Raw genomic sequence first — 25,102 nt, 5'->3', positions numbered from 1 at the left:
AGCTCCGATGGACGCACAGAGCTACAGCACCGCGCTCGCCGATCTGCGCACCGTACGGGACCAGATCAAAAAGACCCGGGCCGTACTGGCGAAGCAGGAAGCGGACCGCGACAAGCTGATCGTCCAGCTGGCCTCTTACACGAAGGCGAAGGCAGAGCGGATCGCCCCGGCGGCCGGACTGGGCGTGGCCGACGTCGTTGCCCTCGCCCCAGCACTGGCCCCCGACAGCCTCGCCGTGAACGACGCCCCGCAGCCGCTGGCGGTTGAGCCGCCCGCGGCTCAGGCCGCCCCGGAAGCCGCACCGCCTCCGCTGCAGCAGGCAGCGGCCGCCCCCGCGATGACCACCGCCGCCGCGCGACCCGCTCCGCCATCCGCCCCCGCCGAACCCGCAGCCCCGCAGGCGCCCGCAGCGCCCCAGACGCCGCGGAATCTGCCCTCCATCCCCGCAGGTGCCAGCGGCGATGCCTGGCTCGCCCCTACCCCCGGCCTGGCCTCCACCCGGCCTAACTTCACCCAGCAGACCCGCTCCACCGTCTTCCTGGACACCACCACCGGCGTTCTGGTCCACCGCAACCAGACCCACCACCTCGACCTCGCGGCCCGGTCGGCCGCGGACATCCTCACCGCCGTCTTCCACACCGTCCCCGACGGCGTGGAACGCATCTACATCACCGCAGGTGACCCCTGGCACGAGGGCGCCGACCGCTACCCCTACCTCCGCGACGCGGTCGCCGCCTGGCTGAACGCCCCCACCCCGGGCTGGCGTACCGACACCGGCCGGGGCCGCGACCGGATGGCCGGGCACTTCGTCCACGCCCGCAACCCCGTCGGCCGCTACCAGCGCGAGAACAGCGAACAGCATGTGGAGATCCGCTCGGTGGGGGAGTGGTTCGACATCGCCGGCGACGACCCGCACATCGTCCGCGACGCCTTCGTGCTGCTGTGGCAGGCCCTGCGCCGCCACTGGAACGACGCGGTCCTCATGGGCTCCCCGTCCCAGACCGGACGCGACCTGTGGACCCGCACCATCCCCCAACGCGGCCAGCACGCCGACGGCTTCCCCGTCCTGTCCGAAGAACTGCGCGGCCTGCTGCACGCCACCGCAGGCCAGGGCCGCAACGAACTCATCACCCCGCCCCGCGTCCCGGACATGCTGCCCCAGCTCGTCGAGTACGACCGCACCTTCGCCTACGCCAAACACACCTGGAAGTCTCCGGTCGGCACCCCCCGCCGCGTCACCGCCCACACCTTCGCTTCCTGGCCGGAGAAGGAACAGATCCGCGCCCTGTACGGGTGCGGGCACTGGCACGTACGGGTCACCGTCCCCGACACCTGGAACCACGTCGGCCTCCTCCCGGCACCCGCCCCCGGCGACCGCGCCTGGCACTACCCGGCCACCCCCGGCACCACCTTCACCACCTGGGCCGGCGGCCCCGAAATCCACACCGCCCTGACAAACCCCCTCACGCCGTGGAAGATCGAAATCCTCGACGGCATCCTGTGGGAGGACGGCAAACCCCTCGAGGACTGGGCCAAGAAACTCAAAGATGCCTGGACCAACCTCTCCGCCCAGGCCCACTTCCAGGGCAACCCCGAGCAGGCCCGCGCCGCCCACCTCGCCTCCCGCGCCGTGCGCTCGATCCTGCTGTACGGCATCGGCTCCTTCGCCCAGCGCCCCCGCATGGTCACCGGCACCACCCCCCGCACCGCCGAACGCGACGTACCGCCGGACGCCGAAATCATCGGATTCGACGGCCAGTTGATCACCTGGCAGAAACCCACCGGCTTCGCCCGCGACCCCAACGCCCACCCCGAATGGGCCGCCGCCATCTGGTCAGCCGCCCGCGCCGCCCTGCTCACCCAACGCCACCGCGACGACAACACCTACGCCGGCGCCCTGCACACCCCGCCCGGCACCGTCATCGCCTTCCGCACCGACGCCCTCTACCTCACCCAGCCCCAGAACTGGCCCCACCACCACCAGCCCGGCGACTACCTCCTAAAAGGCCGCCTCACCGGCCCCCTGCCCGCCCCCACCACCGAAGAAGAACTCCTCACCCTCCGGGACACCGGACGCACGGCCCTCACCACCACCGCCGGCCAGGAGGCCTGATGCCGCCCCACCGCCGCAACCAACCAGGACAGCAAAGCGAGCTGAACGAAGCCGCCCGCCTCGCCGACCGGCTCCAACAGGCCGGCTACACCAAGCGCGACATCGCCCGCATCATCGACCGCGACCCCTCCCTGGTCTCGCAGTTCTACACCAAGAACAAGGGCGCCGCCTTCGTCCCCGCCCTCCGCGAGGTCCTGGCCGCTGTCGAGGTCGCAGGCATCACCGACCTGCCCGAACTCGCCGCCATCGCCACCCGCCACATCACCCGCCGCACCACCGCCTCCGGCACCCGCGCCCGCGTACGCACCAAAGCCGTCCTGATCACCCCCACCGGCACCGGCACCGGCCGCGTCGGCCACCAAGCCATCGCCTCCGGCTCCGCCCGCCTACGCCCCCTGATCGCCGAAGCCGCCCGCCTCGGGCTGCGCCTGGCCTTCACCGTCCGCCTCGCCAAAACGGCCTACCTGCACCCCTCCGGCAGCCGCACCGACTCACCCGGCATCCGCCGCGAAGTCGTCCAACGCGCCGACCACACCGAGGAACGCTCCTACGGATCCGCCCAGACCGGAGGCTTCGACGCCGCCGACATCGCCCGCCGCGTCGACGCCGCCGGCGGAGACGTCACGACAGCCGTCCACCAGTGGCTTGTCGAGACCGGACGCATCCGCCCCGATGCCCAGATCGTCCACCTCGAAATCCGCACCTGGCGCCCCCGGCCAGCAGCAACATGAGGCCATGCGGCAGCACCCACTCGCCTCTTGCAGGCCTTCCCGGCACCATCGCGCGGGGTACGGCTGTAAGGCGCCACGGTGGTGAAGCCGCGCGCAGGCGACCTCGGTGACGCTTCGGTCTGCTGCGGACACCGACGAGGTCGCCGGACGCGGCTCCCCTGCTTCTTGCCCTGCCTGACCGGATCCTCGAACGACTGCACCGCTGCAGGGTGGAGTCACCTTTGTTCCGTGGAGAACAGGGCCCTAGTCAGGCCCAGCAGCGGCCGCTAATCTCATTGCAGCCGTGAAGGCAGCGGGTTACACGCGGCGGCGACGGGGGCTTGTGAGAAGTGACGCTGAACACCGACGGCCCGAAGGCGGCTGACGAACTTCGTTCACTGCACGCCTGGTTGACAGATATCGACGAGTTGAGAGGCCGAGTCGGCTGCAAGGAGAGCCCACCCGAGAAGGGCACGCTCGGGCCTTTGCTCGAGGCGTTGACGGTGGCCCTTGGTCCCGGTGCCGCGGCGACTGCGCTGGCCACGACCGTCATTGCCTGGTTGCGTGCCCGGCGCAGTGAGATACACATCAAGGTGACGCTCCCGGACCGCCGTTCACTGGAACTCTCCGCCAGGAACGTGGCCGATCTCGACGCGGCAGCCCTACGGCAGCAAGTGGCCGACGTCGCGGTCCTGCTCGGCGCGCAGGACCAGCAAGGTGACGCGACCCTGGAGATCGTCCCGCCCGAGCGCAGCGAGGACCGATGACCGATCTGGACGGCGCGGGCGTACAGGTTCTGCTGATCGCCACCGCGACGCACCAGGACGGCGGACTGCCCTCGGTACCCTCGGTCGCCGGCAGCTTCAGAGATTTGCGGACGGCTCTGATCGAGCGTTGCGGGGTGCGCCCGGAACATGTGACGGCGGTGCTCGACCCTGCTGACGCCCAGAGCATGGCCCTCGCCGTGGCCAGGGCGACGAAGCGGGCCGACACCGTTCTGCTGGTCTACTTCATCGGGCACGGTCTGCTCACCCCGGGCGGGGATCTGTATCTGGCCGCCGGCAACACCGCGGAGCTCACTCCCGGCATGGCCGAGCACCAGGCGTACTCCTTCGCCGCCTTGCGGGAGGCGGTGCTGGCGAGCGGGGCGGCGTCCAAAGTCGTCGTGCTCGACTGCTGTTTCTCTGGGCGCGCGTCGCTCGGCGGCACCTCATTGGTCACCGCTTTCAACGCGGCCCCCGGGAACGGGATGTATCTCCTCGGGTCGGCGGAGTTACTGGCCCGCGCTCCGGAGGACGCCGAACACACCACGTTCACCGGAGCGTTCCTGGAGCTGTTGGAGCACGGCGACACCGAGGGGCAGCAGTCGCTGACCCTGGACGCGGTCTACTACGCCTTGGATCGGAAGCTGCGGGACAGACAGCAACCCGTACCCCGGCGAGTGAGCGGAGATCTCTCCGGCAACCTCGTCATCGCGCCGAACCCGGCTTTTCGGACCCGCGCCTCCACACCGGAACGGCAGCCGCCCGCTGACAGCGTCTGCCCCTACCCGGGGCTCGGCCCCTTCACGGTGGACCGGGCCGATGTCTTCGCCGGGCGGACAACGATGACCGAGCGCCTTGTGAAGGCGACGGCGGCGGCCTTCGGCGGACCCGGCCCCCTGATTCTCGTCGGGGCGTCCGGCTCCGGAAAGACCTCCCTGCTCAATGCCGGTCTGCTGGCCGGACTGCGCACCCATGGACTACCCGGCCTGCCCAGGTCGACCGGCTGGCGCAGCCGGCGTCTGACCCCCGGCAAGAACCCGCTTCGGAATCTGGCCGACGCCCTCGCGCCCGAGTCGTCCGACGCCGCAGAGTCGCTGCTGGCGAACGGCCACGCGGCCGAACTTGTGGACCCGCTGCTGGACCACCCGGGGCAACGGCTGGTCATGGTCGTCGATCAGCTGGAGGAGCTGTTCACCCTCTGTACGGACCGGGAGGAACAGACGGCGTTCCTGAGGGCCGTGACCGCACTGGCCCGGCCCGGAGAGGGCCACGAGCCGCGGGCCCTGGTGGTCTTCGCGCTGCGGGCGGACTTCTACGCTCAGGCAGTCGCACACCCCGAACTGCGGACCGTCCTGAGCGAGAGCCAGCTGCTGGTCGATCCGATGGACGCCGGCGAACTCCGCGCCTCGATCGAGGAACCGGCGGCCACCGCGCAGTTGGAACTCGAGGACGAGCTCGCCCCCCTCATCCTGAAAGAGCTGGGCAGGGCAACCGGCGGACGGGCCCCCGCAGAGGCGCTGCCCCTCCTGTCCCACGTGCTGCAGGAGACGTGGAAGGAGCGCGAGGGCCTACGGCTCACCGTCTCCGGTTACCTCGCCACCGGCGGCATCACGAAGGCCGTCGCGACCACCGCGGAGAACGTCTACAGCCGGCTCAACGCGGCCGGCCAGGAAGCCGCGCGTCTCATGCTGCCCCGGCTGGCCCGGGTGAGCGAGGACGCCGCCGACACCGCGCAGCCCGTCGAATGGCCCGTACTCCTGCACGGGGTGCCCGACGAGACGGTCGCCCGGGACGCGATCGAACGGTTCGCCGACGCCCGGCTGCTCACGCTCGACCTCGACACCGTCCGCATCAGCCATGAGGCGCTGCTGCGCGCCTGGCCCCAGCTGGAGCAGTGGATCGACGAGGACCGTGACGTGCTGCGCGCCCGCCAGCAGCTCGCCTCCGACGCGGCGTCCTGGGAGCGCTCCGAACGGGACCCCTCCCTGCTGTACCGAGGGAACCGGCTCGCCGCGATGCGAGAGCGCACCGCCGCCCCGGGCGCCCCACCACTCGCCTCGGTGTCCGCCGAGTTCATGGAGAGCTCCTGGCGCCAGCACACGCGCGAAGGCCGCCGACGCCGTGCCGCGTTCACCTTCTTCGTCGTCCTGGCCCTGCTGGCCACGACCGGTCTGGTCGGCGCCGGGATCTACTGGCGGCGGGCCGACCAGGCCCAACAGCGCGACCTCGCCCGGTATCTGGCCGCCGAGGCCGAGGGCCAGCGCGAGCTCCACCCCGGCCTGGCCAAGCAACTCAGCCTGCTCTCGTACCGGCTCGACCACAAAGCCGGCCGCAGCGCCCTCCTCAACAGCCAGCGCACCCCCGGCGTGATCAACGGCGACGATCCGGCCTACGACCTCTCCTACAGCGCAGACGGCCGGGTGCTCGCCATCTCCACCGGCGACTCGATCGTGCTGCGCACCCGCAACGGTGACGGAAGGATCGGCGGCATTCTGCCCGGCCCGATCGCGGTGGCCGCCGACGGCACCGTGCTCGCCGCGGCCACCTACGACAACGAAGGCTCCACCTCGACGACCGTACGGCTGTGGGACATCTCCCACCCCGACCGCCCGCGGAAGCTGGCCGCGCCCACGACATCGGACACGGTCACCGCGCTGGTCTTCGGCACGGACGGGAACACCCTCTTCGCCGGTACGTCAGCGGGCGAGATCCTCCGCTGGGACACCCGTGATCCGACGGCACCGCACGCCCTGTCCGCGCTGCGGGGCCACAGCAAGCAGGTCGACTCCCTGGCCGTCTCCCCCAAGCGCGGGCTGCTCGCGAGCGCGAGCGTCGACGGGCGGGTACAGCTGTGGCAGGCGACCGGCACCACACCCGTCGCCACGCTGCGCGCGGCGCCGTACACGTCCGACTCCTTCGGACCCGTACGACCGCCCCTGCACCGGATCGCCTTCGACAATGCGGGCGGACTGCTGGCGGCACCGGCCGAGGAACCCAAGACGAAGGACGCCCTCGCGCTCAGTGGCGACCTGGCCCTGTGGACGCTCGACGACCCGCGGGCTCCCCGACAGGTCGTGGCAGCGGACAAAGGCGTGTCGAGCGGCTCCAGCAGATGTACCGACAGTGTGACCTCGATGGCGTTCGCCTCGAAGAGCAAACGGATCGTCGCGAGCTGCGGCGGTGGCTGGAAGACCTGGATCTACACCTACGGAACCGACGCGGTCCTGCCAGGCGTGGAGAATACCGGCTCTGGCTCGGACGGCGGGGTGGCCCTGTTCGTCCCCGGCAACGCCGAACGGCTGCTCAAGGCCACCGCCCGCGGTGTCCAGGTCTGGGACCTCTCCAACGGCGCCCAGCCGGGGGCGGAGGGCTTCATACCACCGGCGCCCGGCACCGGAGGCCAACTGTCCCTCGCGATGTCCGGAACAAAGCTGCTCCTCGCCTACCAGGGCGTGGGCACGAACTGGTTGCGGGATCTCAGTCTCCGGCATCTGCGATCCAACCCGTTGGCCACGACGGTCGCCCCCGACATGTTCACGGGACAGGACATCGCCCTCAGCCCGGACGGCAACCTCCTCGCCGACACCGAGGTCTACAAGCAGGGCAAGAAGACGTACGCCAATCTCTTTCGGGTGCGGTTCCTCTGAAGGGAATGGCTGAACTCCGAGAACGCTGGCTGGGCTGTGTTCGCTGCCTCTCCTCTCTACCGTGGTGGTGGAGGAGGGGTGTCGAATGGGCTCGCTGTTCGAGGAGTTGGAGGCACGCGAGGCGGCTGCCCGGTTGCGCGTGGAGGGGCTCGAAGCCGAGCTCGCCGAGCTGTCCGGGAAGCTGGATCTGGCGCGGGAGAGCCTGGAGCGGTTGCGGATCACGCGCGAGACGGTTGCCGCGGTGCTCGCGGAAATGATCCCGGAGAAGGCGGCGGCTTTCGATGCGGACCGGCCGACCGCGAGTGAGCCGACGACGTCCGCGTATGCGGGGGCCGAACGGCACGTGGTCGGGGTACTGACCGTTCCGAAATGGCAGCCCGGCATGGGGGTGGAAGTCCTGCCGCAGGTATATCGCGACATCTTGGAAGTGGTGGCGGACGCGCCCGGACCGGTCCGCGCCAAGCAGATCGTGCCCCGGATCGGGCTGCCGGCCGAGACCGGGAAGATTGAGGGAACCCGCTCGAAGCTGAAGCGGCTGGTCGAGCGCGGCTGGCTGGACGAGGACACGCCAGGGATGTTCACCCCGGCCCACCCCCGGACGGGCAAACCGCCCAACTCCCGTTAACAGCAGGGCTCTTCCGCGCCTACATTCGAAGGTGCGACCCAATCGATGCCGGCGGGAAGAGCCCTGGAGATGACACCGTACGACACCCGATGCACCGCTGACCCCTTTGCGCGCTCCCTCAGCGCCTTCGAGACGCTAATGCACACGCTGTCAGGAAGTCCGGCGACCACCTGGACCCACGCCGAACTGGAGGAATACCTCGACGCGGCCGGACGCGAACTGCTTCGCCTGCTGCTGCAGGACCATCTGGACCTGCGGGCCAGGCAGGAAGAGCACCAGGTCCGCGCCGGTGCCGGCCCAGCGGTGACCGGACCGGAGGGGCGAGTGCGGCCCTGGCGGGAGGCCGGGCACTCGCGGTGGCTGGCCACCGTATTCGGGACCGTCCGCGTCACCCGGGTCGCGCACCGGGGACCGGGCCTGGGCAACGTCCACCCCGCTGACCAGGCACTGTCCCTGCCAGCGGGCCGGCACTCGACAGGATTACGGCGGCTTGCCGTCACCGAGGCCGTCCGCGGCTCCTTCGACCAGGCCCACGACGCGGTGACACGCCGCTGCGGGAACGTGCTGGGCAAGCGCAGACTGGAAGAGCTCGTGGTCGCGGCCGCGGTCGACGTCGACGACTTCTACCGGACCGTGATCCCAGTCCCGTGCAGCCGCGAGATGCCGCTCGTGGTCCAGGTGGACGGCAAGGGCGTGGTCATGCGCCCGGAGGCCCTGCGTGAGCCCACTCGCCGGGCAGCCGAGAAGGCCGCGGCCAGCCATCGCGGCCGACTCGCGCCGGGCGAGAAACCGAACCGGAAGCCGATGGCAACCGTCGCCTGCGTCTTCGACACACGCCCGGCGCCCAGGCGCCCGCACGATGTGATCCATCCACCCGGCGGCCGAAACGGCCTGCGGCCCGCCCGCCACGGGCCGAGAGCGGTAAACAAGTGGTGCACCGCCTCGCTGGTCCGTTCGCCCGAGCAGGTCATCGCCGACGCCTTCGACCAGGCCCAGGCACGCGACCCCAAACACCTGCGGCCCTGGGTCGTCCTCGTCGACGGCGCCCGCCACCAGCTCGACCTGATCACAGCGGAGACCGGCCGACGCGGCGTCACAGTCCACGTCCTGCTGGACTTCGTGCACGTCGCCGAGTATGTCTGGGCCTGCGCCCATGCCTTCCACAGACCGGGCACCACCGAGGCCGAGGCCTGGGCGGCCGACCATCTGACCGCAATCCTCTCGGGCGACGCGGCTCGCGCAGCCGCCGAGATGACCACCCAGGCCGAGCGGGAACAGCTGACGGCCTCGCGGCGCGAGGCCGTCGACGCCTGCCACCGCTACCTGACCGGCCACCTCGACCAGCTCCACTACGACACCGCGCTCAACAACGGGTGGCCCATCGCGACCGGCGCGGTCGAGGGAGCCTGCCGCCACCTGATCGCCGACCGCCTCGACATCACCGGCGCCCGCTGGGGCCTGCCCGGAGCGGAAGCCGTCCTGCGACTGCGCGCCGTCGTCTCCAACGGCGACCTTGCCCCCTACTGGCGCTACCACGCCGGCCGCAAGCACGAACGCCTCTACCCGACCCCCAACGAGCGCACTTACGCCCTCACCGCTTGATCGCGGCCGTCACTCGAACCAAGCGAACCCAGCGGGATGGACGTCAGCACGTCCGCCGACGTCTACCGCTCGCTCACGATGCAGAAGGGATGCCCCGCCGGATCAGTGAGGACCCGATACCTGTCTTCATTCTGCTGCTCTGGCTTGCCCGCACCCAGCTCCAACAGCTGGGCCTCGGCCTCATCCAGCTCCTCCACGACCTTGAAGCAGATGTGCAACTGCTGGGGAACGATCTGGTCCGGCCAGCTCGGAGCCCGGTAGTCGTCGACCCGCTGGAAGCCAATGAACAAGCCATCCTCGCGGGTGAGTCCGGCGAACTCGGCATCTGACTTCGGGTGCGGTTCGAGGCCGGTGGCCTTCTGATAGAACGCCGCCAGAGCCAGCGGATCAGGGCAGTCGAGCGTTATCGCGCTCAACTTCATCTGCAAGGACATGGCGCCTCCGGTCTGGATCACTGAACCTGCGCGAAGCACACGCTAGACGAAGGCGCCGAGTCGCATCGGCTCACCCCTCCAGAAGAGCCACACCCATCTCTTTCTGCGCAGCACCGCCAGCCCGAAGCAAAAGCTGGGCATGATCGAGGTGAACAACGGTGTGGGGGCGCTGGCCTTCAGCCCGACCAAGCCCCTCCTTGCCGTCTCCGACTACAACGGCGTCGTGGCCAGCAACCCCAAGCCCCAGGTCGTCCGGCTCTACGACATCGCCGACCCCCGGCATCCGCGGTACATCTCCACGATCGAGACGACCGGGTACGGACTCGGCTTCTCCCCGGACGGCAGATCGCTGATCATGAACGAGACCGCCAAAGGCGACACGAAGGCGGCCCGCCCAACAGCGGGTCCACTGGTGCGCAGTTGGAACGTCACCGATCCCGCGCACCCGTCCGCGTCGTGGTCGGTGCGCCCGCCCACCGGCACCGAGTACGCTCATTTCGCGTTCCGGCCGGACGGGAAGCTCTTCGCGCTCTACGACGACACCGGAACGCTCCGGATGTGGGACGTCCGACGTGACCGCCTCGTCGGTCCCCCCCGTCAAGGTGTCCACCGGCAAGCTCCAGGGCCCGCTGGCCTTCAGCCCCGACGGGACCCGCCTCGCGCTGATCGCGACCAACAAGGACTACGACTCTCGCCCCGAGGTCTGGGACGTGAGCGATCCGGATTCACCCACCCGGCAGTTCTATATGCCGACCGCATCGGGCTTCTACTCCCTGGCATTCACTCCCGACGGCAAGACCCTCGCCGTCGTCCGCGCCTCCGCGGGCATCGACCTGTGGGATGCCGATCCGCAGCACGTCATCGCCGACCTCTGCAACGCGGTCGGCGACCCCATCTCCGAGCAGGACTGGAAGAAGTACCTGCCGGACCGTCCCTACCAACCGCCATGCCAGTGACGTAGATCACTGCATTTCCAGGTCGGCCGTCACCAACACGATGCCGCGGTGCGCACCGACGATGCACCGCGCAGTGATTGCAGCATTTTGGTCAGGGTGCAAACATGGTGCGGATTTCTGCCATGGTTCGCGCGTGTCCTGCGCGCTCCGTTTCTGTAGTCGAAGGTATGGGGCACATGGTGTCCCTCCGATTCCGCTTACCCTTCTGCAGGCGTCGTCTCTTCGCCATGTCGGGTCTTATGCTCTTGCGTCTGCTGCTGACTGTGGGCATAGAGTGACGGTCCGCTCTCGGGCAGTTGGGGAACTGCCAGCCCGTATCATCCGGGCGGGACGGGAGTGAACGACCAACACACGCTCAGCACAACGGGGACCGCAATTACGCACGTGCCGCCACGGGCGAGGCCCCTTTGTGTCTTCAACATGGGGGAATGACGCTATGCGCAAGTGGCTGCCTGCTCTTGCCGTGTCCGCAGCTTTCGTCTCTTCGGTTCTGGCGGCCCCGCAAGCTCTGGCCCAGGACGCGAATCCGGTTCCTGAGAAGGTGCCCGGCACCAACGTGGAGTTTTCACCGAGTGCGGCGCGTGATCCGCAGACGCGTGCCCTCGCGGCGGCCGATCCTGCAGCGGTACAAGCTGGCGGCCTGCTGTGCGGAAGCGGTTACCAACTGTCCTATGTAGAACCACTTCCGGATTCCCGCCGACTGGGAACCCTGTTCACGTACTTCAAGGAAGTGAAGGGAGAGCCGAAAGGGGCATGCGCCCTGTTCGACAACAACCTCGGGGTTAAGAAGCACATGAAGCTGCAGGTGTGCTGGACCACCTGCAAGGCCGATGAGGGCTCGTTCTTCGACTACGCGGGTCCGGCCAAGTACGAGAGCAGCGATCCGAGCTTCCAGCCCCGCTGTGCCCTGGTGCACGCCCTGATGTGGGACGGCGATGTCGCGTTCATCGACCGGCAAGTCCACGTCGGCTCCTGCGACTGACCCTCCCCCCGGCCCTCTCTTTCTACGAGGTACATGTTCATGCCCATACGTACGCCGGTGTCCCGTCGGCTCCTTGTCCTGCTCGTCGCTGCCGGAGCGATGACCGATGCGTGCGGGCATGATCAGGAAAGCCATCGGCCGGGCACTGCAGCAGTCCCCTCATCGCCGGCCCCCGTTGCGCCGTCGGTTGCTGCGAACCCGTCAACTGGCACTCCGGGGCCTGACAGCACAGAGGCGGCCAGACAGACGGCGGAAAGGGGGCGCAGGCTGGCTGCACCGCCTGGAGTGACCAATACGCCGTCGCCAGTGACCGGCATCGCCAAGGGCGGCGAGCACTTCGGACCTCCGCTCATCCGCCAAGGAGACGTGACCGTGTACACGGCTAGGCGGGACGGAGATGCGCTGACGGTCCCTGTCGAGGTGGTCAACAGTGGTACCAAGCGTGCCTTCTATCGATTCCGCCTTCGGGTTACGGGGCCGGGCGGTTTCGACACAACGGCCAGCGAATCGGCGGATGTTGTCGGCCTGTATCCGGGGACCTCGTGGCCGACTGAGCTGACGGTAAGCGACCCTGGCCACATGCCCCCCGCGCATCCGCACATCACCATCGAGAGTGTCGAGCGGACCGAATACAAGGGCTAGAGAACCCGAATCTCGACGCTCTTCCCGACCACCATCCAGAACGGCCTCTTCGCGCGAGCTGTTTGGTGAGTCGGTCCGGGGCGCGACTGGCCCCCATGTAGGACGCACACGCTGATGCGCGACTGCGCCCATGGCGGCTGGCACCACGTGGTCGGCTGGTTCACCAGCTCTGGCATGGACGTGTACGCGGTCGTTGCCGCCACGTTTCCAGGGTGAGCGACCCGGCTGGAGAAGTCCGGGTCCGCAGTCCGCGCCGCTGGCGCCTCCACCGCCAGCCAACTCGCTTCGCACTCGCGCCCACGCTCTGGCCGTCTCCCCCCGAGGGTGGGCGGCCGAGCCCTGCCCCGACCAGGCAGGGGAACCTCTCAACTCGAAACGGGGAAGCTCTCTTGAGACGAAGAAAAAGAGCACACCTGCCCATAGCTGCCCTGGCTACCTGCGCGGCCTTGACCGGCGGCCTGCTGCAGGCAGCACCCGCCGCTGCCGCGCCGACACCCAGCCCCGGCCACGGCAACAACGCGCACGCCGCGCCGGCGCCTCCCGGCCGCGTGACGGATCCGGACAGAAAGCTCGGCAGGGACTGGCAGACCAGTTCGGACCGTGCGGTCACCGCCGCCGCCGACGCGGACGGCTTGCGTATCCTCGTCGCCGACAGCGACAAGGCGTACGCGTGGAAGACCGCCGCTGTCCTGGCCGAGCCGGGCCTGCCGGCGGACTCCTGGATCGGCAACCAGTGCCTGATGGACCGCGGGCACACGGCTGTTGTCTACGCCCCGCGCAGTTTCACCAACAAGCCGGACCTGATGCAGGGCGGCGCGTTTGCCGCCATCGTCGACCTGACGACGGGCAAGGTGACGAAACTGCCCTTCACCGTGTCGCTGGCCTCCTTCGACCCGTCCTGCAACACGACCACGCACCAGGCCGTGTTCACCGGCTTCAGGGACATGAACGACGCCGCGCACACCCGGTCCCGGGTGATCACCGTGGACGTGTCCGGGAAGACCACGGGCACGGTGGCGGCCAAGGGCGAGATCACGAGCGCTGTTCCGGTGCGGGACGGCACGGTCGGCGCACTCGGCAGCCGCCTGGTCCACCTCGACCGCTCCGGCAGGGTGAAGAACCTTGCGGACGCGGACAGCGCTCCGTTCGACATCCGGCCCGCCGCCGACGGCACGGTCGCCTTCCTCGACCGCACGGGCGACTCCACGGCGCACGCCGAGCTGTTCACCGGCAGCGGCACGCCGAAGAGGATCGCCTCGGGCCGGCTCGGCGACCTCGACCTCGTGCAGGGCGGCGCGGGCAGGGTCTTCCTCACCGGGCGTCCCCACGGCACCTCCGCCACTGCGGGAACCGGCGTCACCCGCCTGGGCGCCCCGGCCGGCACCGACATCTCCTCCGACGGCCGTCTCGCGGTCGACCCGGTCCTCGCCCCCGGTGTGCGCGCCGGCCTGGCGCACATCAAGGACGCGGGCAAGGGCTTCACGAAGTCCGAGGAGCCCGCCCCGCGCACCGCGACGTCGGGCGCCGTCGGCGACGAGCCCCTGACGGTCACCAGCACCGCCACCACCACCGGAACCAGGCTGACGCAGAGCGTGCAGAAGGACGCCGGTGACGGCTCGGGCAACGATCCCTCCCCGGTCCTCGCCACCGCCACTGCAACGCACACCCGGCCCAAGCGCTCCCCGAAGGCTGCCGGGCTGACGGTGAGCCCACCGACCGACGACGACCGCTGGTGCGCGGTGTCCCGCAACGACGTCAACGTCCAGGCGCTGCAGCCGACGTCGAACCAGGTCGAGTGGGCCGTTGACATGGCTGTACGCGGTGATCTGAGCGCGAGCTACATCCGGCAGGGCGGCTACCGTGCCCAGGCCGGCCTCGGCACCGTCGACCCGCAGTCGCTGTTCCCACTGCCCCAACTCGCCGGCGGCGGCAGGATCCCGGCCAACGTGGTCCTCGGCATCATGGCCCAGGAGTCCAACCTGTGGCAGGCCGAGGGCGGATCGATCCCCGGGCAGATGGGCAACCCGCTGGCCGCCGTCGACGGCTACTACGGCCACAAGGCCGACCCCAACGACCCGGCCGCCTACTGGCAGATCAACTGGGACGAGTCCGACTGCGGCTACGGCGTCGGCCAGGTGACCGACGGCATGCGGCTGGCCGGTCACGAGAAGAACCACGAGACCAGCCTGGACCCGCGCCTGCAGAAGCTCGTCGCGATCGACTACGCGACGAACGTCGCGGCCTCCCTGAAGATCCTCGCGGACAAGTGGAACGAGGTACACCAGGACGGCCAGAAGATCACCGTCAACAACGACGACTCGTCCAGGGTGGAGAACTGGTTCACCGCCGTGTGGAACTACAACCTCGGCTTCAACCCTCCGTCGCAGGCCGGCCAGCACTCCGGCCACTGGGGCCTGGGCTGGTACAACAATCCGGCCAACCCGATCTACGCCAAGGGCTGGGGCCATCCGTTCATGAACACCGATGTGGACGGACCGGCGGCGAACAAGGATGCGGCCCATCCGCAGGACTGGCCGTACGAGGAGAAGGTGATGGGCTGGGCCGCTTGGTCCCAGGACACCGGCTTCTCCTACGCCACCTCCGGCCGCCAGGACTGGCCCGGTGAGTCCGGCTTCTCCTCGGCGGGCTTCCGGCCCGCCTGGTGGACCCTGGTCGCCCAGCGCACCGCCGTCCAGCCGCCGCTGGACGCGTTCTGCAACTCCAAGAACAACTGCGACACCAGCACGCCGCCTAAGTGCCCGGACGCGGAGTGCTACGCGCAGTACTGGTGGAACCAGCCGAACGTGACCTGGAAGGCCGACTGCGCCACCAGCTGCGGCCACGAGAACATCAAGTACGAGAAGCTGGTGCAGGAACCGGGGCGCGGCTACCGGCTCCAGACCGGTACGCCGGTGTGCTCCGGTGCCCCGGACGGCTCCAAGGTGGTTGCCTCGGTCCCGGACGGAACGCCGTCCTGGAGCGACCAGAGCGGCTGCGCGACGATCCACTCCGCGGGAAGTTTCCGGTTCTCGTTCAACCCCGGCACGGAAGGCCGTTACGAAGCGAAGGCCGATCTGCACTCGGTGGGCGGCGGCTACGGTGGCCACTACTGGTACACCCGCACCCGCAACGCCGACCACTTCGGCGGCGACGGCGGCTATATGACCATCGACGGCACCTGGACCCTCGGCCAGAACCTCAACTGGGCACGCGTTCTGGTCCACCTGCCCGACACCGGCGCTCAGACCCGGCAGGCCGCCTACGTCGTCCACGGCTCCGACAGCAAGAGTGCCAAGCGGTTCGTGCTCCAGCGTGCGGGCGGATGGGTCAGCCTCGGCGTGTTCCACTTCACCGGCACTCCGCAGGTCGAGCTGTCGAACGCGACGGTCGACGGAACGGCCGACGAGGATATCGCCTGGGGCGCCGTCGCCTTCCAGCCCCTCGCGTCCAAGCCGGCGAACTTCGTGGTGGCTATGGGGGACTCATATTCGTCGGGCGAAGGAGCCACTGCCCCTGGTGGCGCCGATTTGTTCCCGGAGACCGACCACTACGACAAGCTGAACGACAACCTGATCGACAAGTGCCACCGTTCCAAGCTGGCATGGTCGCGGCAGGCGACCCTGCCTGGCTACAGCAAGTCGATAGGATCCATGGCCGACAACTTCGATGCACAGATGGACTACCACTTCGTAGCCTGCTCCGGGGCACGCACCTACAACGTCCTCGACAAACAGCAGGGATCCGACGAAGTACCTCAGATCCAGGCCGGCTACCTCGACGACAACACCACCCTGGTGACGATGTCGATCGGCGGCAACGATGCCCGCTTCTCCGACATCATGGCGAAGTGCATTGACATCCCGGTCCCGGCTACGACCACGTGCCCGTATGCGGAGTTGGACAACATCGATCCCGCTACCGGCGACAAGACGAGCGGTACGACTGGTGCCTTGAAGGATTGGGCGCCGAAGTGGCTGCACGACGCGGTCCGACCTCAGATCGTGAAAACCCTCAACGCCATCCATGCCAAGGCACCGCATGCGAAGGTTGTCCTCATGGGCTACCCGCGCTTGGTGGAGAAGGACCACAGCTGCCTCCCCGGTGCTTACGAGGACGTCGAAAACGACTGGATACGCAGTGTGGCCGACACGCTCGCAACCGAGATGAAGGGAGCCACCCAGGACGCCGGATCGTGGGCGGCCTTCTCCGACCCTCGGGACGAGTTCGACGGCAAGGGCGTCTGCGGAAATCCTGAGAGCATCCACGGCATCGTGGAGACCGGACGGGAGCAGGCGGACAACGACGCACCGGCGCCGTCCATGCAGTCATTCCACCCCAAGCCCGCAGGAGCCCGTCTCTACGCGGACGCCCTGGAGCAGACCCTCCAGGGGAAGTGACAGATGACTGAACTGGGGGCCTGAGTATTCCTACTCAGGCCTCCAGCCACCGTTTACGAAAGCCTGTAGGCATGAACACGCCCAACGCAGAGTCCAGGCCCATCGTGCCGCGCGTATCCGGAGCGGCTGTCACCGGCGCGGCGCTGGCCTACGGTGCCTGCCGCTTCTTCTCCTGGGTCAAGCATCACAGTAACCAGGCATGCGAGACGACAGACGGCCTCTGCTTCACCTGGTGGGATGTGGCCGTCATCCCCCTCACGTTCGCAACGGCACTGATCTCTCTGATCATCGTCTACAAGCAGCTGAACATCAGGCCACGGCTCGCGGTCATACCGCCGACGCTCCTGCTGGCTCCGATCCCGCTCGCCGCCGCCCAGACGAGCGCTGGCTGGTGGGCTGTCACCATCACGGGCGGAGCGTGGGCATCCTTCCTCGCGCTGGCCGCGTGGAGCCGCTACAGAATCCTGGGACTCTCCGCAGCAGCCGCACTTCTCCTTGCATCCCTTGTCGTTCTGTACCGCTGACCACCTGACAGGATTTCCGCGGTACTGAGCTGACGCCGGTTTCGTGGAGTGAAGCCAGGCATATGATCCTGGCTCGAAGGAGAACCACGAGCAGTGCCAGCACCACGTAAATACCCGGACGAGCTCCGCCAGCAGGCCGTCCGCGAAGTCCGCACCACCGGCCGCCCGGTCGCGCATGTCGCCCGGGCGGGCCGCCTGGGAGGTTGAGGGTCCCCACCCGCGGGCGCTTGGTCGGTCCGAGGTGTGCAGCAATGAGTACGCCGAAGCAGCTGCCGCAGTGTGGTGCTGTCAGACGGTGTTATTCGGCTTGCTCGGCCTGGGCTTCGCCCTGAGGCGCCGCCTGCTTGGCCGTTTCGGGGGCGGTGTAGAAGACGGAGGAGCCCTGCTTGGTGCGCTGGGCGTGGTTCTTGGCCACGAGCCCTTCGAGGGTGGTGCGCACGACGGTGGTCTTGATACCGCGCTCCGGGTGGGCCTGGCCGAGCGCCGTGGCGATCTCCACGGCCGAGCGCGGTTCGCCGAGGCCGGTGAGGTGACGGCGGACGAGTTCGACCAGTGTCGACTGACCTGTCTTACTGGCCTTGCCTGCGGAGGCCTTGGCCGTCTTGGCCGCGACGCGGCCACGCGAAGCGGTGCCCCTCTTGGCCCCTGCCCGTTCCTTGGTGTCCTGCTGGCCGGCCGTCTTCTTCCGAGCGGCAGGCACGGCGGAGCTGCGGGGCGCGGCCGCGGATTCTGCCGTGCCCGGCTGAACACCCAGAGCCTGCCGCATGTTCACCAGCGCGGTGTGGTCGTGCTGCAGCGTGGTCAACTGCTGCTGCAAGTCGATGATTTCTGCACTGATGCGTTCCTGCTCTTTGGCGTTGCGGTCGATGTCGTTGGTCAGCTGGGTGGCGTACTGCGATGTCAGTTCAGTGATGACAGCGGTGGACTCGGACATAGAGGTCGTTCCTGCCTTTCGGATTTCTGGGCGGGCGCGCAGGATACGCAGTGCAGAGAGCCAAGCACATGTCCCCAGGGCTGGTGCCGAGAGGACATCAGCGGCAATGCTGTGAGTAGCCCCGGAGCAGAGATAGTACGGGCAGGTGGACTGTACTGTCGCTTTTGAGTGATGTCTGTTGCTCGAGCAGGTTTCCAGGGATCCAGCACATAGCGTCGTCCCAGGGGTGTCCGTAGGGCCGCTCAGTGCATGCTGTTGGGAAGTATCCAGAGGACTTCGCCAGAGTGCTGGTTGTAGTGCCAGGTGGATAGCGCGCGGGTGCTCACGAGTTGGTCGAGCAGTTCCGCGGTCTGCTCGGGGGAGTGTCCGCACAGGCGGCCGAGGATGTCCATGTCGACACTGTGGCGGTCATGAGCGGTGGTGTGAGCGGCGAGCACCAGTGCCGCCAGTCGTACGGCCGGCGGCGCTGTGGCCGGCGAAGCCCACGGTGCGGGGTGCAGCGCCCAGTAAGCGGCGCGGCAGCGCGTAGGGCGACCGGGTGCTTGGTCCAGGAGTGTGGCATCACGCAGTTGCACCTCAACCGGCGTCGGCTTGAGATCGGGCAGATAGAGCCAGTGAGCCTGGGCCAGCTCCTGCCACAGTTCGGTGCGCCCCAGCAGCCGCATACCCCGCAGCAGGCCGTGCGGCACCCGCAGACGCCCGCGGGCGTCTGCGCGCAGGGCGCATTGCAGGGCGAGCAGCCGGGCGGCGGGGGAGGTGAACCGGGGGAGCGCAGTTGCCAGGTAGGTGAGCATCTCCCGTACGCGCAGCCGCTCATCGGATGCTGCCGACTTCGGCCTGACGGATGCTGGGGCCGGCGAGCACCTGGAAGGCCGTGACCGGTGTGGGGCAAGGACCGTGTCCGGCACGATGGCGGTGTGGCTGGTCGCCGCCGCGCAGGCGGCGCAGGCATCGGCCAGCCGCCAGGTGCGGCCGTTGCGGTCGCGGGTGAGAGCGAGCAGGACGGGGCCGGCGCAGCCGCGGTGACGCGGATGCCATGAGCACCCTCGTTCCCGGCACTGGCAGGTCCGCAGGTGTCCTGGCAGCACATCGGCGCGGGCATGGCAGGCGAGGTGGGCCAGGGCGGCGGACCGCGCGGAGGCGCCGTCCAACTGGGACGTGTGGGCGGTGCAGTGGGCGCACACGAGGCCGGGTCTGCCTGCCCGTGACTGCAGTTCCACCGTCCAGATCCGCCGTACGGCTGGGCCGGCGAGCCTCATCGGCTGACTGTCCTCCTGTCGTGTTCGCCTCATGGGGCTGGTACGCCTGCAACAGCCGGGCATGCGTACCAGGGTGGACGCACGGTAGTGCAGACCCCCGACCGCCGTGACTCACCGACCAAATAGTGCAGGAGTCTGCACTGACAGGGCAGAGGGCTGCACCGTCGGATGGTGGGGTGACGATCTTCCCGCCCGATCCCAACCTCATCGCCCTGCGCGTCGAACTCGCGCGGCTGAGGGGCGAGCGCGGATGGACCTTCGACGAACTCGCCGAACGCAGCGGCCTGGCCCGACGTACGCTCATCGACCTCGAACACGGCCGCACCACCGGGAACATCACCACCTGGCACGCCCTGGCACACGCCTTCGACGTCCCCATCGAACGTTTCCTCACCTCCCTGTGCGACGGCCACCCCCTCCCCGGCACACCCCAACGCTGACCAGACACGGCGTACAAGCGGCCCCCGCCGCGCGATGAAGACCACCCATGCAGGTGAGACCATCTCGAACGACAGATCCACCAATAGGGCGTGCGTTCCCACTCGCTGAGCCATCCGCATGACATCCCCGGAAGCCGCCGCCATCCACCGGCGCGGCACCTGGCACGGTCGCCGCCATGCGCCCCCACCCCGCACACGCCGACCGCTACTGGGACGGCAGCCCCCGCACCATCCCTCCCCGCCGCTTTCTGCAGATCTCGGCGAACAGCCCCAGCCGCCTGCTGCGCGCCGGACAGACCGGCCGCTGCCGTCACTGCGGCAACCGCATCGACTGGTACCAGCGTCACGACGACCGGCCCATCGCTCTGCACCCCACCGAACTTCTCACCACGGACGTTCCCGAGGCGTGCCGCTGGCACCTCAGCAGCGGCATCGCCCACCCGCACGATGACGACACCGGATGGTGCCGCATCCCGCACGCCGCCCTGTGCCCCGGCTCCGCTCGACCCCGCACACGCAGCCCCCGCCTCGACACCCTGCGCCGCCAACTCGCCCTCCACGCAAGACGCCGCATCGACGCCGGCACCTTCACCCCGCACCCCACCCCACCATCACACAAACCCCCAGCACCCACGCTGCTCCGCCCGACCCGGTCGCCAGGATCCTGCTCACCTGCTACCTGGGCGACGGCTCGATCGAAACCATCCGCTGCGTCGCCCAGACCCGCACCAGACACCGCTGCACCCACACCGTCCTCGACGCAGCACACCCCCAGGGACGCTGGCTACTGCTGTCCGCCCCCCCACCACGGCCAGCTCACCCTGCCCGACACCCTCATGACGGTCTACGACCTCAGCCACCTTCCCTACGCACAACAGCTGCGCTGGCGCGCCCAACGCTGCCCCGCCCACGCCTGCGCACCGACAGCCGCGGACCTCGCTCTGACCGTCTGGAAACCCTTCGACCCCCTCCTGCACACAGCCCACATCCACACCCGCCTGCCACACCCCACAGCACGTCGGCACAGGCAGGGGTGACCATGCCGCACCACGCCCTGGAGATCACTCTCACCCGCCCCCTCTCCCCGGCGGCCCTGCGCCAGGCCGCCCGCGTGCTACCGCTCGCCGCCAACCACGACACCACCCGCCTCATGGCCCTCGTACCCGCCAAGACCCCCCACCGAGCGGCACACCGACTGCGCGGCCAGCTCGGGGCACGGCTGCCCATCGACGTGATCACCACGCACTACCCCGACGCAGACCACAAGATCCTGCTCAACGTCGCCTTCCCGCCCGCCACATACGCCGCACTCAAGACCTATGCCCGCTGTGCGGCCCAGACACCCGAGCGATTCGTGGAACTGGCCCTGCACCGGGCCCTGGCGGAACACGCCGACCAGGAGACCGACCGGCTCGAGCGGGCAGTGCGCCACCTGCTGGCCCACACCAGCCCCGCCTACCTGCTGTCCGCCGTCGGACACGCACTGACCCGACTCCCCGAAAGCCCCACGCCATGAAGCCCACCGACGAACAGACCGCAGCAGCCGACTCCTTCCACGCCGGCAACCACCTGGCCCTCCAAGCCGGCGCCGGCACGGGCAAAACCACCACCCTCGCCCTGCTCGCCCACGCCACCAAACGCCGCGGCCGCTACCTCGCCTACAACCGGGCCATCGCCCAGGACGCAACCGCCCGCTTCCCCCGCACCGTCCAGTGCAAGACCGCCCACGCCCTGGCCTACGCCGCCGTCGGCCACCGCTACACCAGCCGCCTCAATGCCCCCCGCCGCCCCGCCTGGCAGACCGGACAAGCCCTCGGCCTCACCAAAGCCGTCCGCATCGGCGACCGCGAGGTCTCCCAACGCGCCCTGTCCAACGCCGCCCTGCGCACCGTGACCCGCTTCTGCCACACTGCCGACGACAAGATCACCCGCCACCACGTGCCCAAGCTGCGCGGCCTGGAAGACAACGACCTCCACCGCGAACTCGCCATCCACATCGTGCCCTTCGCCCGCAAGGCCTGGAGCGACCTGCAGCACCCCGACGACGGCGCCGTGCGCTTCGACCACGACCACTACCTGAAAATCTGGTCCCTCACCCAGCCGACACTGAACGCCGACTTCCTGCTGCTGGACGAGGCCCAGGACACCAACCCCGTCGTCGAACAGATCTTCCTCAACCAGCGCAGCCACACCCAGCTCGTCATGGTCGGCGACTCCGCCCAGGCCATCTACCACTGGCGCGGCGCCAAAGACGTCATGACCGGCTTCGACGGCACCCACCTGACCCTGTCCCAGTCCTTCCGCTTCGGCCCCCATCTCGCGGAGGAAGCCAACCGCTGGCTGCACCTGGCTGATGCCCCGATCCGACTCACCGGCACCCCCGCCGTGCCGACCGAAATCGGCCCCGTCACCAGCCCCGACGCCGTCCTGTGCCGTACCAACGTCGGCGCCATGGCCCAGGTCATGGCGTTGATGGCCGACGGACAACGGGTCGCCTTGGTCGGGGGAGGCGACAGTCTGAGGGCTCTCGCTCTGGCCGCCCGCGATCTGAAGGAAGGCCGCCGTACCACCCACCCCGAACTCCTTCTCTTTCCGACCTGGGGAGAACTGCAGGACTACGCCGCCCACGATCCCGCCGGACGCGAACTGCAGCCCCTGGTCGACCTCGTCGACAAGCACGGCGCCGACGCAATCCTCAAGGCCGTGGCCGCACTCGCTCCCGAACAGCAGGCCGAGGTGACCGTCTCGACTGCACACAAGGCCAAGGGGCGTGAATGGGCCTGCGTGAGGATCGCCGACGACTTCACCCCACCGAAGGACAGCGACCAAGAAGACGCCAACGGATGCCCCCGACCCAGGCCCATCGAGGACAGCGAGGCCCGTCTTGCCTATGTAGCCGTCACGCGCACGCGCCATCATCTGGACATGGTCGGACTGTCATGGATTGACCACCACCCGGATGGAAACCCAACCAGATGACACCCTTGCTTCAGCACGTGATCACGACCAGCCAGCCCGTTGCATCGTAGAGCCGCGGCAACCTGGTGATGCTGGAACTGAACGACCCGCGAGTGCCCGGATGATCTTGCCACGGAACACCGGCACAATCCCGCGCGAGGTAGCGGCCTGCCCCCACTGCCGCCTGGACACCGCCCTCGGCATTCTCGACTGGGACTGGCCGCCACCGGGGACATCTCGATGGCCGCCAGCGGGGCGAACTCCTGGCCGCCTACGGGGAGAACGACATGGCCGTTGACACTCGTACCGGTTGGCCAGCCTCCGAGTTCGGCGTTCCACAGCTGCGGCCGAGCGACGAACCGTGGCCAGAGTCTTCGGGCCGAAGATCACCGACGCGACGTCGGAGCGCTCAATCCTCTGAATCGTGTCTGACTCGCGATCACGAACGGTCTCTGCAGCTTCGACAAAGGCCGTGACAAGTGGGTTCAGAGAGTTGGGCCGGTGCGCGACTGCGACGGCGGAGCCGGGATAGTTATCGATAGGGATGAATCGGATGCCGGGGCGAGGAGAGTAGCGACGTGCTGCTGCCGGCGTGATGGTGCAGGCCATGCCGGCCGCGACGTGAAGCTTCCCCTTGATCGTGGACACCTGGAGACTGGGACCTGAGGGTCCAGAGGAAGTAGCACCAGGTGGGAAGCAAGTACACGAAGCGGTACAGCGAGGAGTTCAAGCGGGACGCGATCGCGCTCGTCGACTCCTCGGGCAAGACGGTCACCGCGGTGGCCCGGGAACTCGGCATCAGCTCGGAGTCCTTGCGCGGCTGGTACCGCAAGGCCAAGGCCGACCGGGGCGGGGGTCAGAGCGGCGAGCTGACCAGCGCCGAGCGCGAGGAACTGCGGCGGCTGCGCAAGGAGAACCGCGAACAGCAGCAGACGATTGAGATCCTGAAAAAAGCGACTGCCTTCTTCGTGAAGGAGAACGACCGGTGAGCGAGCTGTACCGGTTCATCCATGCGGAGAAGGCGAACTACCCGGTCACCCTGCTGTGCCGGGTGCTGCACGTGGCCCGCTCCTCCTACTACGCCTGGCGCGAGGGCGAAGCCGCCCGCCGCAGGCGCCAGGCCGCCGACGACGCACTCGCGCAGCCGCCGACGACGCACTCGCGCACGAGATCACCGTGCTGCACCTCGCCTCCCGCCGTACCTACGGTGTCCCGCGTATCCACGCCGAGCTGCGCCGCCTCGGGCGGCGGGTGAAGCGCAAGCGCATAGCCCGCGTGATGCGCGAGCGCGACATCCGCGGTGTTACCCGCCGCAAGCACCGCTCGCTGACCCGGCCGGACAAGAAGGCGAAGCCGGCCCCGGACCTGATCGGCCGCGACTTTCACGCCGATACGCCCGGAACCAAACTGGTCGGCGACATCACCTACCTGCCCACCGCCGAGGGCTGGCTCTACCTCGCCTGCTGGCTGGACCTGGCCACCCGCGAGGTCGTCGGCTATGCCATGGCTGACCACCACCGCGCCGAACTCGTCGTCAACGCCCTGGACATGGCCCACGGCCGGGGCCACCTGCAGCCCGGCTGCGTGATCCACAGTGATCGCGGAAGCGAGTACACATCGACCCAATTCGGGGATCTAATGCAGGAGTTGGGGCTGCGGCAAAGCTGCGGGCGCACCGGATCATGCTTCGACAACGCCGCTGCGGAGAGTTTCTGGGCACTGCTCAAGGAAGAGATCGGCACTCGTGTCTGGCCCGACCGGGCCACCGCCCGCGCCGAGGTCTTCGCCTTCATCGAGACGTTCTACAACCGCCGCCGCCTTCGCAAACACAAGGTCTTCGGCTACCTCACCCCGGCAGAGACCCGGCAACGGCACCAGCACGCCCTCGCGGCATAACGAACGAGTGTCCGAGATCGCGGGGAAACTTCAGATCGCGCAGCGCACGCGTCCAGGCGGGAGGGATGCAAACGCAGCAGCACACCCCAGTGATGCCCGTTGTGCAGGCCCGCCGCTTGAGCGACGGCCGGCGCAGAGAAACCGGCCCTCTCCTAATTCCTGCACTCCCTGCAATGAGACTGTTTATCGTGAAAACCGCCCGTAGCTGTCGTCTCTGTG

Annotated in this window: 21 protein-coding genes; 18 read left to right on the top strand and 3 right to left on the bottom strand. The window is 68.7% G+C overall.

Annotation, left to right across the window (positions count from 1 at the left end; all coding sequences use genetic code 11):
- Window positions 1–7 precede the first annotated feature (7 nt).
- From AB5L52_RS45410 to AB5L52_RS45385, 6 genes are all read left to right on the top strand, one after another.
- Window positions 8–2,113 (top strand): hypothetical protein, encoded by a 2,106-nt coding sequence (locus AB5L52_RS45410; protein WP_369369118.1) that lies wholly within the window; start codon window positions 8–10, stop codon window positions 2,111–2,113.
- Window positions 2,113–2,844, top strand: a complete 732-nt coding sequence (locus AB5L52_RS45405) for a helix-turn-helix domain containing protein (protein WP_369369117.1) — start codon at window positions 2,113–2,115, stop codon at window positions 2,842–2,844. The genes AB5L52_RS45410 and AB5L52_RS45405 overlap by 1 nt, the downstream gene beginning before the upstream one ends.
- A gap of 329 nt (window positions 2,845–3,173) precedes the next feature.
- Entirely contained in the window at window positions 3,174–3,590 is a 417-nt protein-coding gene (locus AB5L52_RS45400; protein WP_369369116.1) for a hypothetical protein, read from the top strand.
- A complete protein-coding gene (locus tag AB5L52_RS45395) occupies window positions 3,587–7,234 on the top strand; it encodes a hypothetical protein (RefSeq protein WP_369369115.1) in 3,648 nt (1,215 codons plus the stop codon). Before AB5L52_RS45400 ends, AB5L52_RS45395 begins: the two co-directional genes overlap by 4 nt.
- Before the next feature lie 85 nt (window positions 7,235–7,319).
- Window positions 7,320–7,859 carry a hypothetical protein gene (locus tag AB5L52_RS45390; protein ID WP_369369114.1) on the top strand — a complete coding sequence of 180 codons (540 nt, stop codon included), beginning with the start codon at window positions 7,320–7,322 and terminating at the stop codon, window positions 7,857–7,859.
- A 69-nt stretch (window positions 7,860–7,928) separates the two neighbouring features.
- Window positions 7,929–9,461 (top strand): ISKra4 family transposase, encoded by a 1,533-nt coding sequence (locus tag AB5L52_RS45385; protein ID WP_369369207.1) that lies wholly within the window; start codon window positions 7,929–7,931, stop codon window positions 9,459–9,461.
- A gap of 62 nt (window positions 9,462–9,523) precedes the next feature.
- On the opposite strand, the gene AB5L52_RS45380 is transcribed toward AB5L52_RS45385, so the two are convergent.
- Window positions 9,524–9,895, bottom strand: coding sequence for a VOC family protein (locus tag AB5L52_RS45380; RefSeq protein ID WP_351033260.1), 372 nt, complete (start codon window positions 9,893–9,895; stop codon window positions 9,524–9,526).
- Between the two features lie 572 nt (window positions 9,896–10,467).
- Here AB5L52_RS45380 and AB5L52_RS45375 point away from each other — a divergent pair.
- The 5 genes from AB5L52_RS45375 (at window position 10,468) to AB5L52_RS45355 (ending at window position 17,396) form a co-directional block, all read left to right on the top strand.
- The gene (locus tag AB5L52_RS45375; RefSeq protein ID WP_369369113.1) at window positions 10,468–10,851 is read left to right on the top strand and encodes a WD40 repeat domain-containing protein; all 384 of its coding nucleotides are present in this window, start codon (window positions 10,468–10,470) and stop codon (window positions 10,849–10,851) included.
- Between the two features lie 436 nt (window positions 10,852–11,287).
- Window positions 11,288–11,833, top strand: coding sequence for a hypothetical protein (locus tag AB5L52_RS45370; protein WP_369369112.1), 546 nt, complete (start codon window positions 11,288–11,290; stop codon window positions 11,831–11,833).
- Window positions 11,834–12,139: 306 nt separating this feature from the next.
- Complete coding sequence (locus tag AB5L52_RS45365) at window positions 12,140–12,475, top strand: hypothetical protein (protein WP_351576866.1); 336 nt, start codon at window positions 12,140–12,142, stop codon at window positions 12,473–12,475.
- A gap of 446 nt (window positions 12,476–12,921) precedes the next feature.
- Complete coding sequence (locus AB5L52_RS45360) at window positions 12,922–16,872, top strand: SGNH/GDSL hydrolase family protein (RefSeq protein WP_351576869.1); 3,951 nt, start codon at window positions 12,922–12,924, stop codon at window positions 16,870–16,872.
- 71 nt (window positions 16,873–16,943) lie between these two features.
- On the top strand, window positions 16,944–17,396 hold the full coding sequence (locus tag AB5L52_RS45355; protein ID WP_369369111.1) for a hypothetical protein: 453 nt from the start codon (window positions 16,944–16,946) through the stop codon (window positions 17,394–17,396).
- A gap of 298 nt (window positions 17,397–17,694) precedes the next feature.
- Here AB5L52_RS45355 and AB5L52_RS45350 read toward each other — a convergent pair whose 3' ends face one another.
- The gene (locus AB5L52_RS45350) at window positions 17,695–18,330 is read right to left on the bottom strand and encodes a hypothetical protein (RefSeq protein ID WP_351576875.1); all 636 of its coding nucleotides are present in this window, start codon (window positions 18,328–18,330) and stop codon (window positions 17,695–17,697) included.
- 242 nt (window positions 18,331–18,572) lie between these two features.
- On the bottom strand, window positions 18,573–19,589 hold the full coding sequence (locus tag AB5L52_RS45345; RefSeq protein ID WP_351576878.1) for a hypothetical protein: 1,017 nt from the start codon (window positions 19,587–19,589) through the stop codon (window positions 18,573–18,575).
- Between the two features lie 176 nt (window positions 19,590–19,765).
- On the opposite strand from AB5L52_RS45345, the gene AB5L52_RS45340 reads away from it, so the two are divergent.
- The 7 genes from AB5L52_RS45340 (at window position 19,766) to AB5L52_RS45310 (ending at window position 24,883) form a co-directional block, all read left to right on the top strand.
- Complete coding sequence (locus AB5L52_RS45340) at window positions 19,766–20,029, top strand: helix-turn-helix transcriptional regulator (protein ID WP_351576881.1); 264 nt, start codon at window positions 19,766–19,768, stop codon at window positions 20,027–20,029.
- A 176-nt stretch (window positions 20,030–20,205) separates the two neighbouring features.
- On the top strand, window positions 20,206–21,066 hold the full coding sequence (locus AB5L52_RS45335; RefSeq protein ID WP_351576884.1) for a DUF6083 domain-containing protein: 861 nt from the start codon (window positions 20,206–20,208) through the stop codon (window positions 21,064–21,066).
- 2 nt (window positions 21,067–21,068) lie between these two features.
- Window positions 21,069–21,545 (top strand): hypothetical protein, encoded by a 477-nt coding sequence (locus tag AB5L52_RS45330; RefSeq protein WP_369369110.1) that lies wholly within the window; start codon window positions 21,069–21,071, stop codon window positions 21,543–21,545.
- Window positions 21,542–23,008, top strand: coding sequence for a UvrD-helicase domain-containing protein (locus AB5L52_RS45325; RefSeq protein ID WP_369369109.1), 1,467 nt, complete (start codon window positions 21,542–21,544; stop codon window positions 23,006–23,008). Before AB5L52_RS45330 ends, AB5L52_RS45325 begins: the two co-directional genes overlap by 4 nt.
- A 668-nt stretch (window positions 23,009–23,676) precedes the next feature.
- Window positions 23,677–23,976, top strand: a complete 300-nt coding sequence (locus AB5L52_RS45320; protein ID WP_351580965.1) for a transposase — start codon at window positions 23,677–23,679, stop codon at window positions 23,974–23,976.
- Window positions 23,973–24,242, top strand: coding sequence for a hypothetical protein (locus AB5L52_RS45315; RefSeq protein ID WP_369369108.1), 270 nt, complete (start codon window positions 23,973–23,975; stop codon window positions 24,240–24,242). Before AB5L52_RS45320 ends, AB5L52_RS45315 begins: the two co-directional genes overlap by 4 nt.
- Window positions 24,164–24,883, top strand: a complete 720-nt coding sequence (locus tag AB5L52_RS45310; RefSeq protein WP_369369107.1) for an IS3 family transposase — start codon at window positions 24,164–24,166, stop codon at window positions 24,881–24,883. Before AB5L52_RS45315 ends, AB5L52_RS45310 begins: the two co-directional genes overlap by 79 nt.
- Window positions 24,884–25,102 lie beyond the last annotated feature (219 nt).

Source organism: Streptomyces sp. CG4 (assembly GCF_041080655.1).
In the GTDB taxonomy this organism is placed as follows: domain Bacteria; phylum Actinomycetota; class Actinomycetes; order Streptomycetales; family Streptomycetaceae; genus Streptomyces.
This window is presented reverse-complemented; position numbering and strand designations above follow the sequence as displayed.

Excerpts from the sequence above, each read along its gene's own strand:
- AB5L52_RS45410 (WP_369369118.1), top strand. The coding sequence starts at position 8 with ATGGACGCACAGAGCTACAGCACCGCGCTCGCCGATCTGCGCACCGTA.
- AB5L52_RS45405 (WP_369369117.1), top strand. The coding sequence starts at position 2,113 with ATGCCGCCCCACCGCCGCAACCAACCAGGACAGCAAAGCGAGCTGAAC.
- AB5L52_RS45395 (WP_369369115.1), top strand. The coding sequence starts at position 3,587 with ATGACCGATCTGGACGGCGCGGGCGTACAGGTTCTGCTGATCGCCACC.
- AB5L52_RS45390 (WP_369369114.1), top strand. The coding sequence starts at position 7,320 with ATGGGCTCGCTGTTCGAGGAGTTGGAGGCACGCGAGGCGGCTGCCCGG.
- AB5L52_RS45385 (WP_369369207.1), top strand. The coding sequence starts at position 7,929 with ATGACACCGTACGACACCCGATGCACCGCTGACCCCTTTGCGCGCTCC.
- AB5L52_RS45380 (WP_351033260.1), bottom strand. The coding sequence starts at position 9,895 with ATGTCCTTGCAGATGAAGTTGAGCGCGATAACGCTCGACTGCCCTGAT.
- AB5L52_RS45370 (WP_369369112.1), top strand. The coding sequence starts at position 11,288 with ATGCGCAAGTGGCTGCCTGCTCTTGCCGTGTCCGCAGCTTTCGTCTCT.
- AB5L52_RS45355 (WP_369369111.1), top strand. The coding sequence starts at position 16,944 with ATGAACACGCCCAACGCAGAGTCCAGGCCCATCGTGCCGCGCGTATCC.
- AB5L52_RS45350 (WP_351576875.1), bottom strand. The coding sequence starts at position 18,330 with ATGTCCGAGTCCACCGCTGTCATCACTGAACTGACATCGCAGTACGCC.
- AB5L52_RS45345 (WP_351576878.1), bottom strand. The coding sequence starts at position 19,589 with ATGAGGCTCGCCGGCCCAGCCGTACGGCGGATCTGGACGGTGGAACTG.
- AB5L52_RS45335 (WP_351576884.1), top strand. The coding sequence starts at position 20,206 with ATGCGCCCCCACCCCGCACACGCCGACCGCTACTGGGACGGCAGCCCC.
- AB5L52_RS45330 (WP_369369110.1), top strand. The coding sequence starts at position 21,069 with ATGCCGCACCACGCCCTGGAGATCACTCTCACCCGCCCCCTCTCCCCG.
- AB5L52_RS45325 (WP_369369109.1), top strand. The coding sequence starts at position 21,542 with ATGAAGCCCACCGACGAACAGACCGCAGCAGCCGACTCCTTCCACGCC.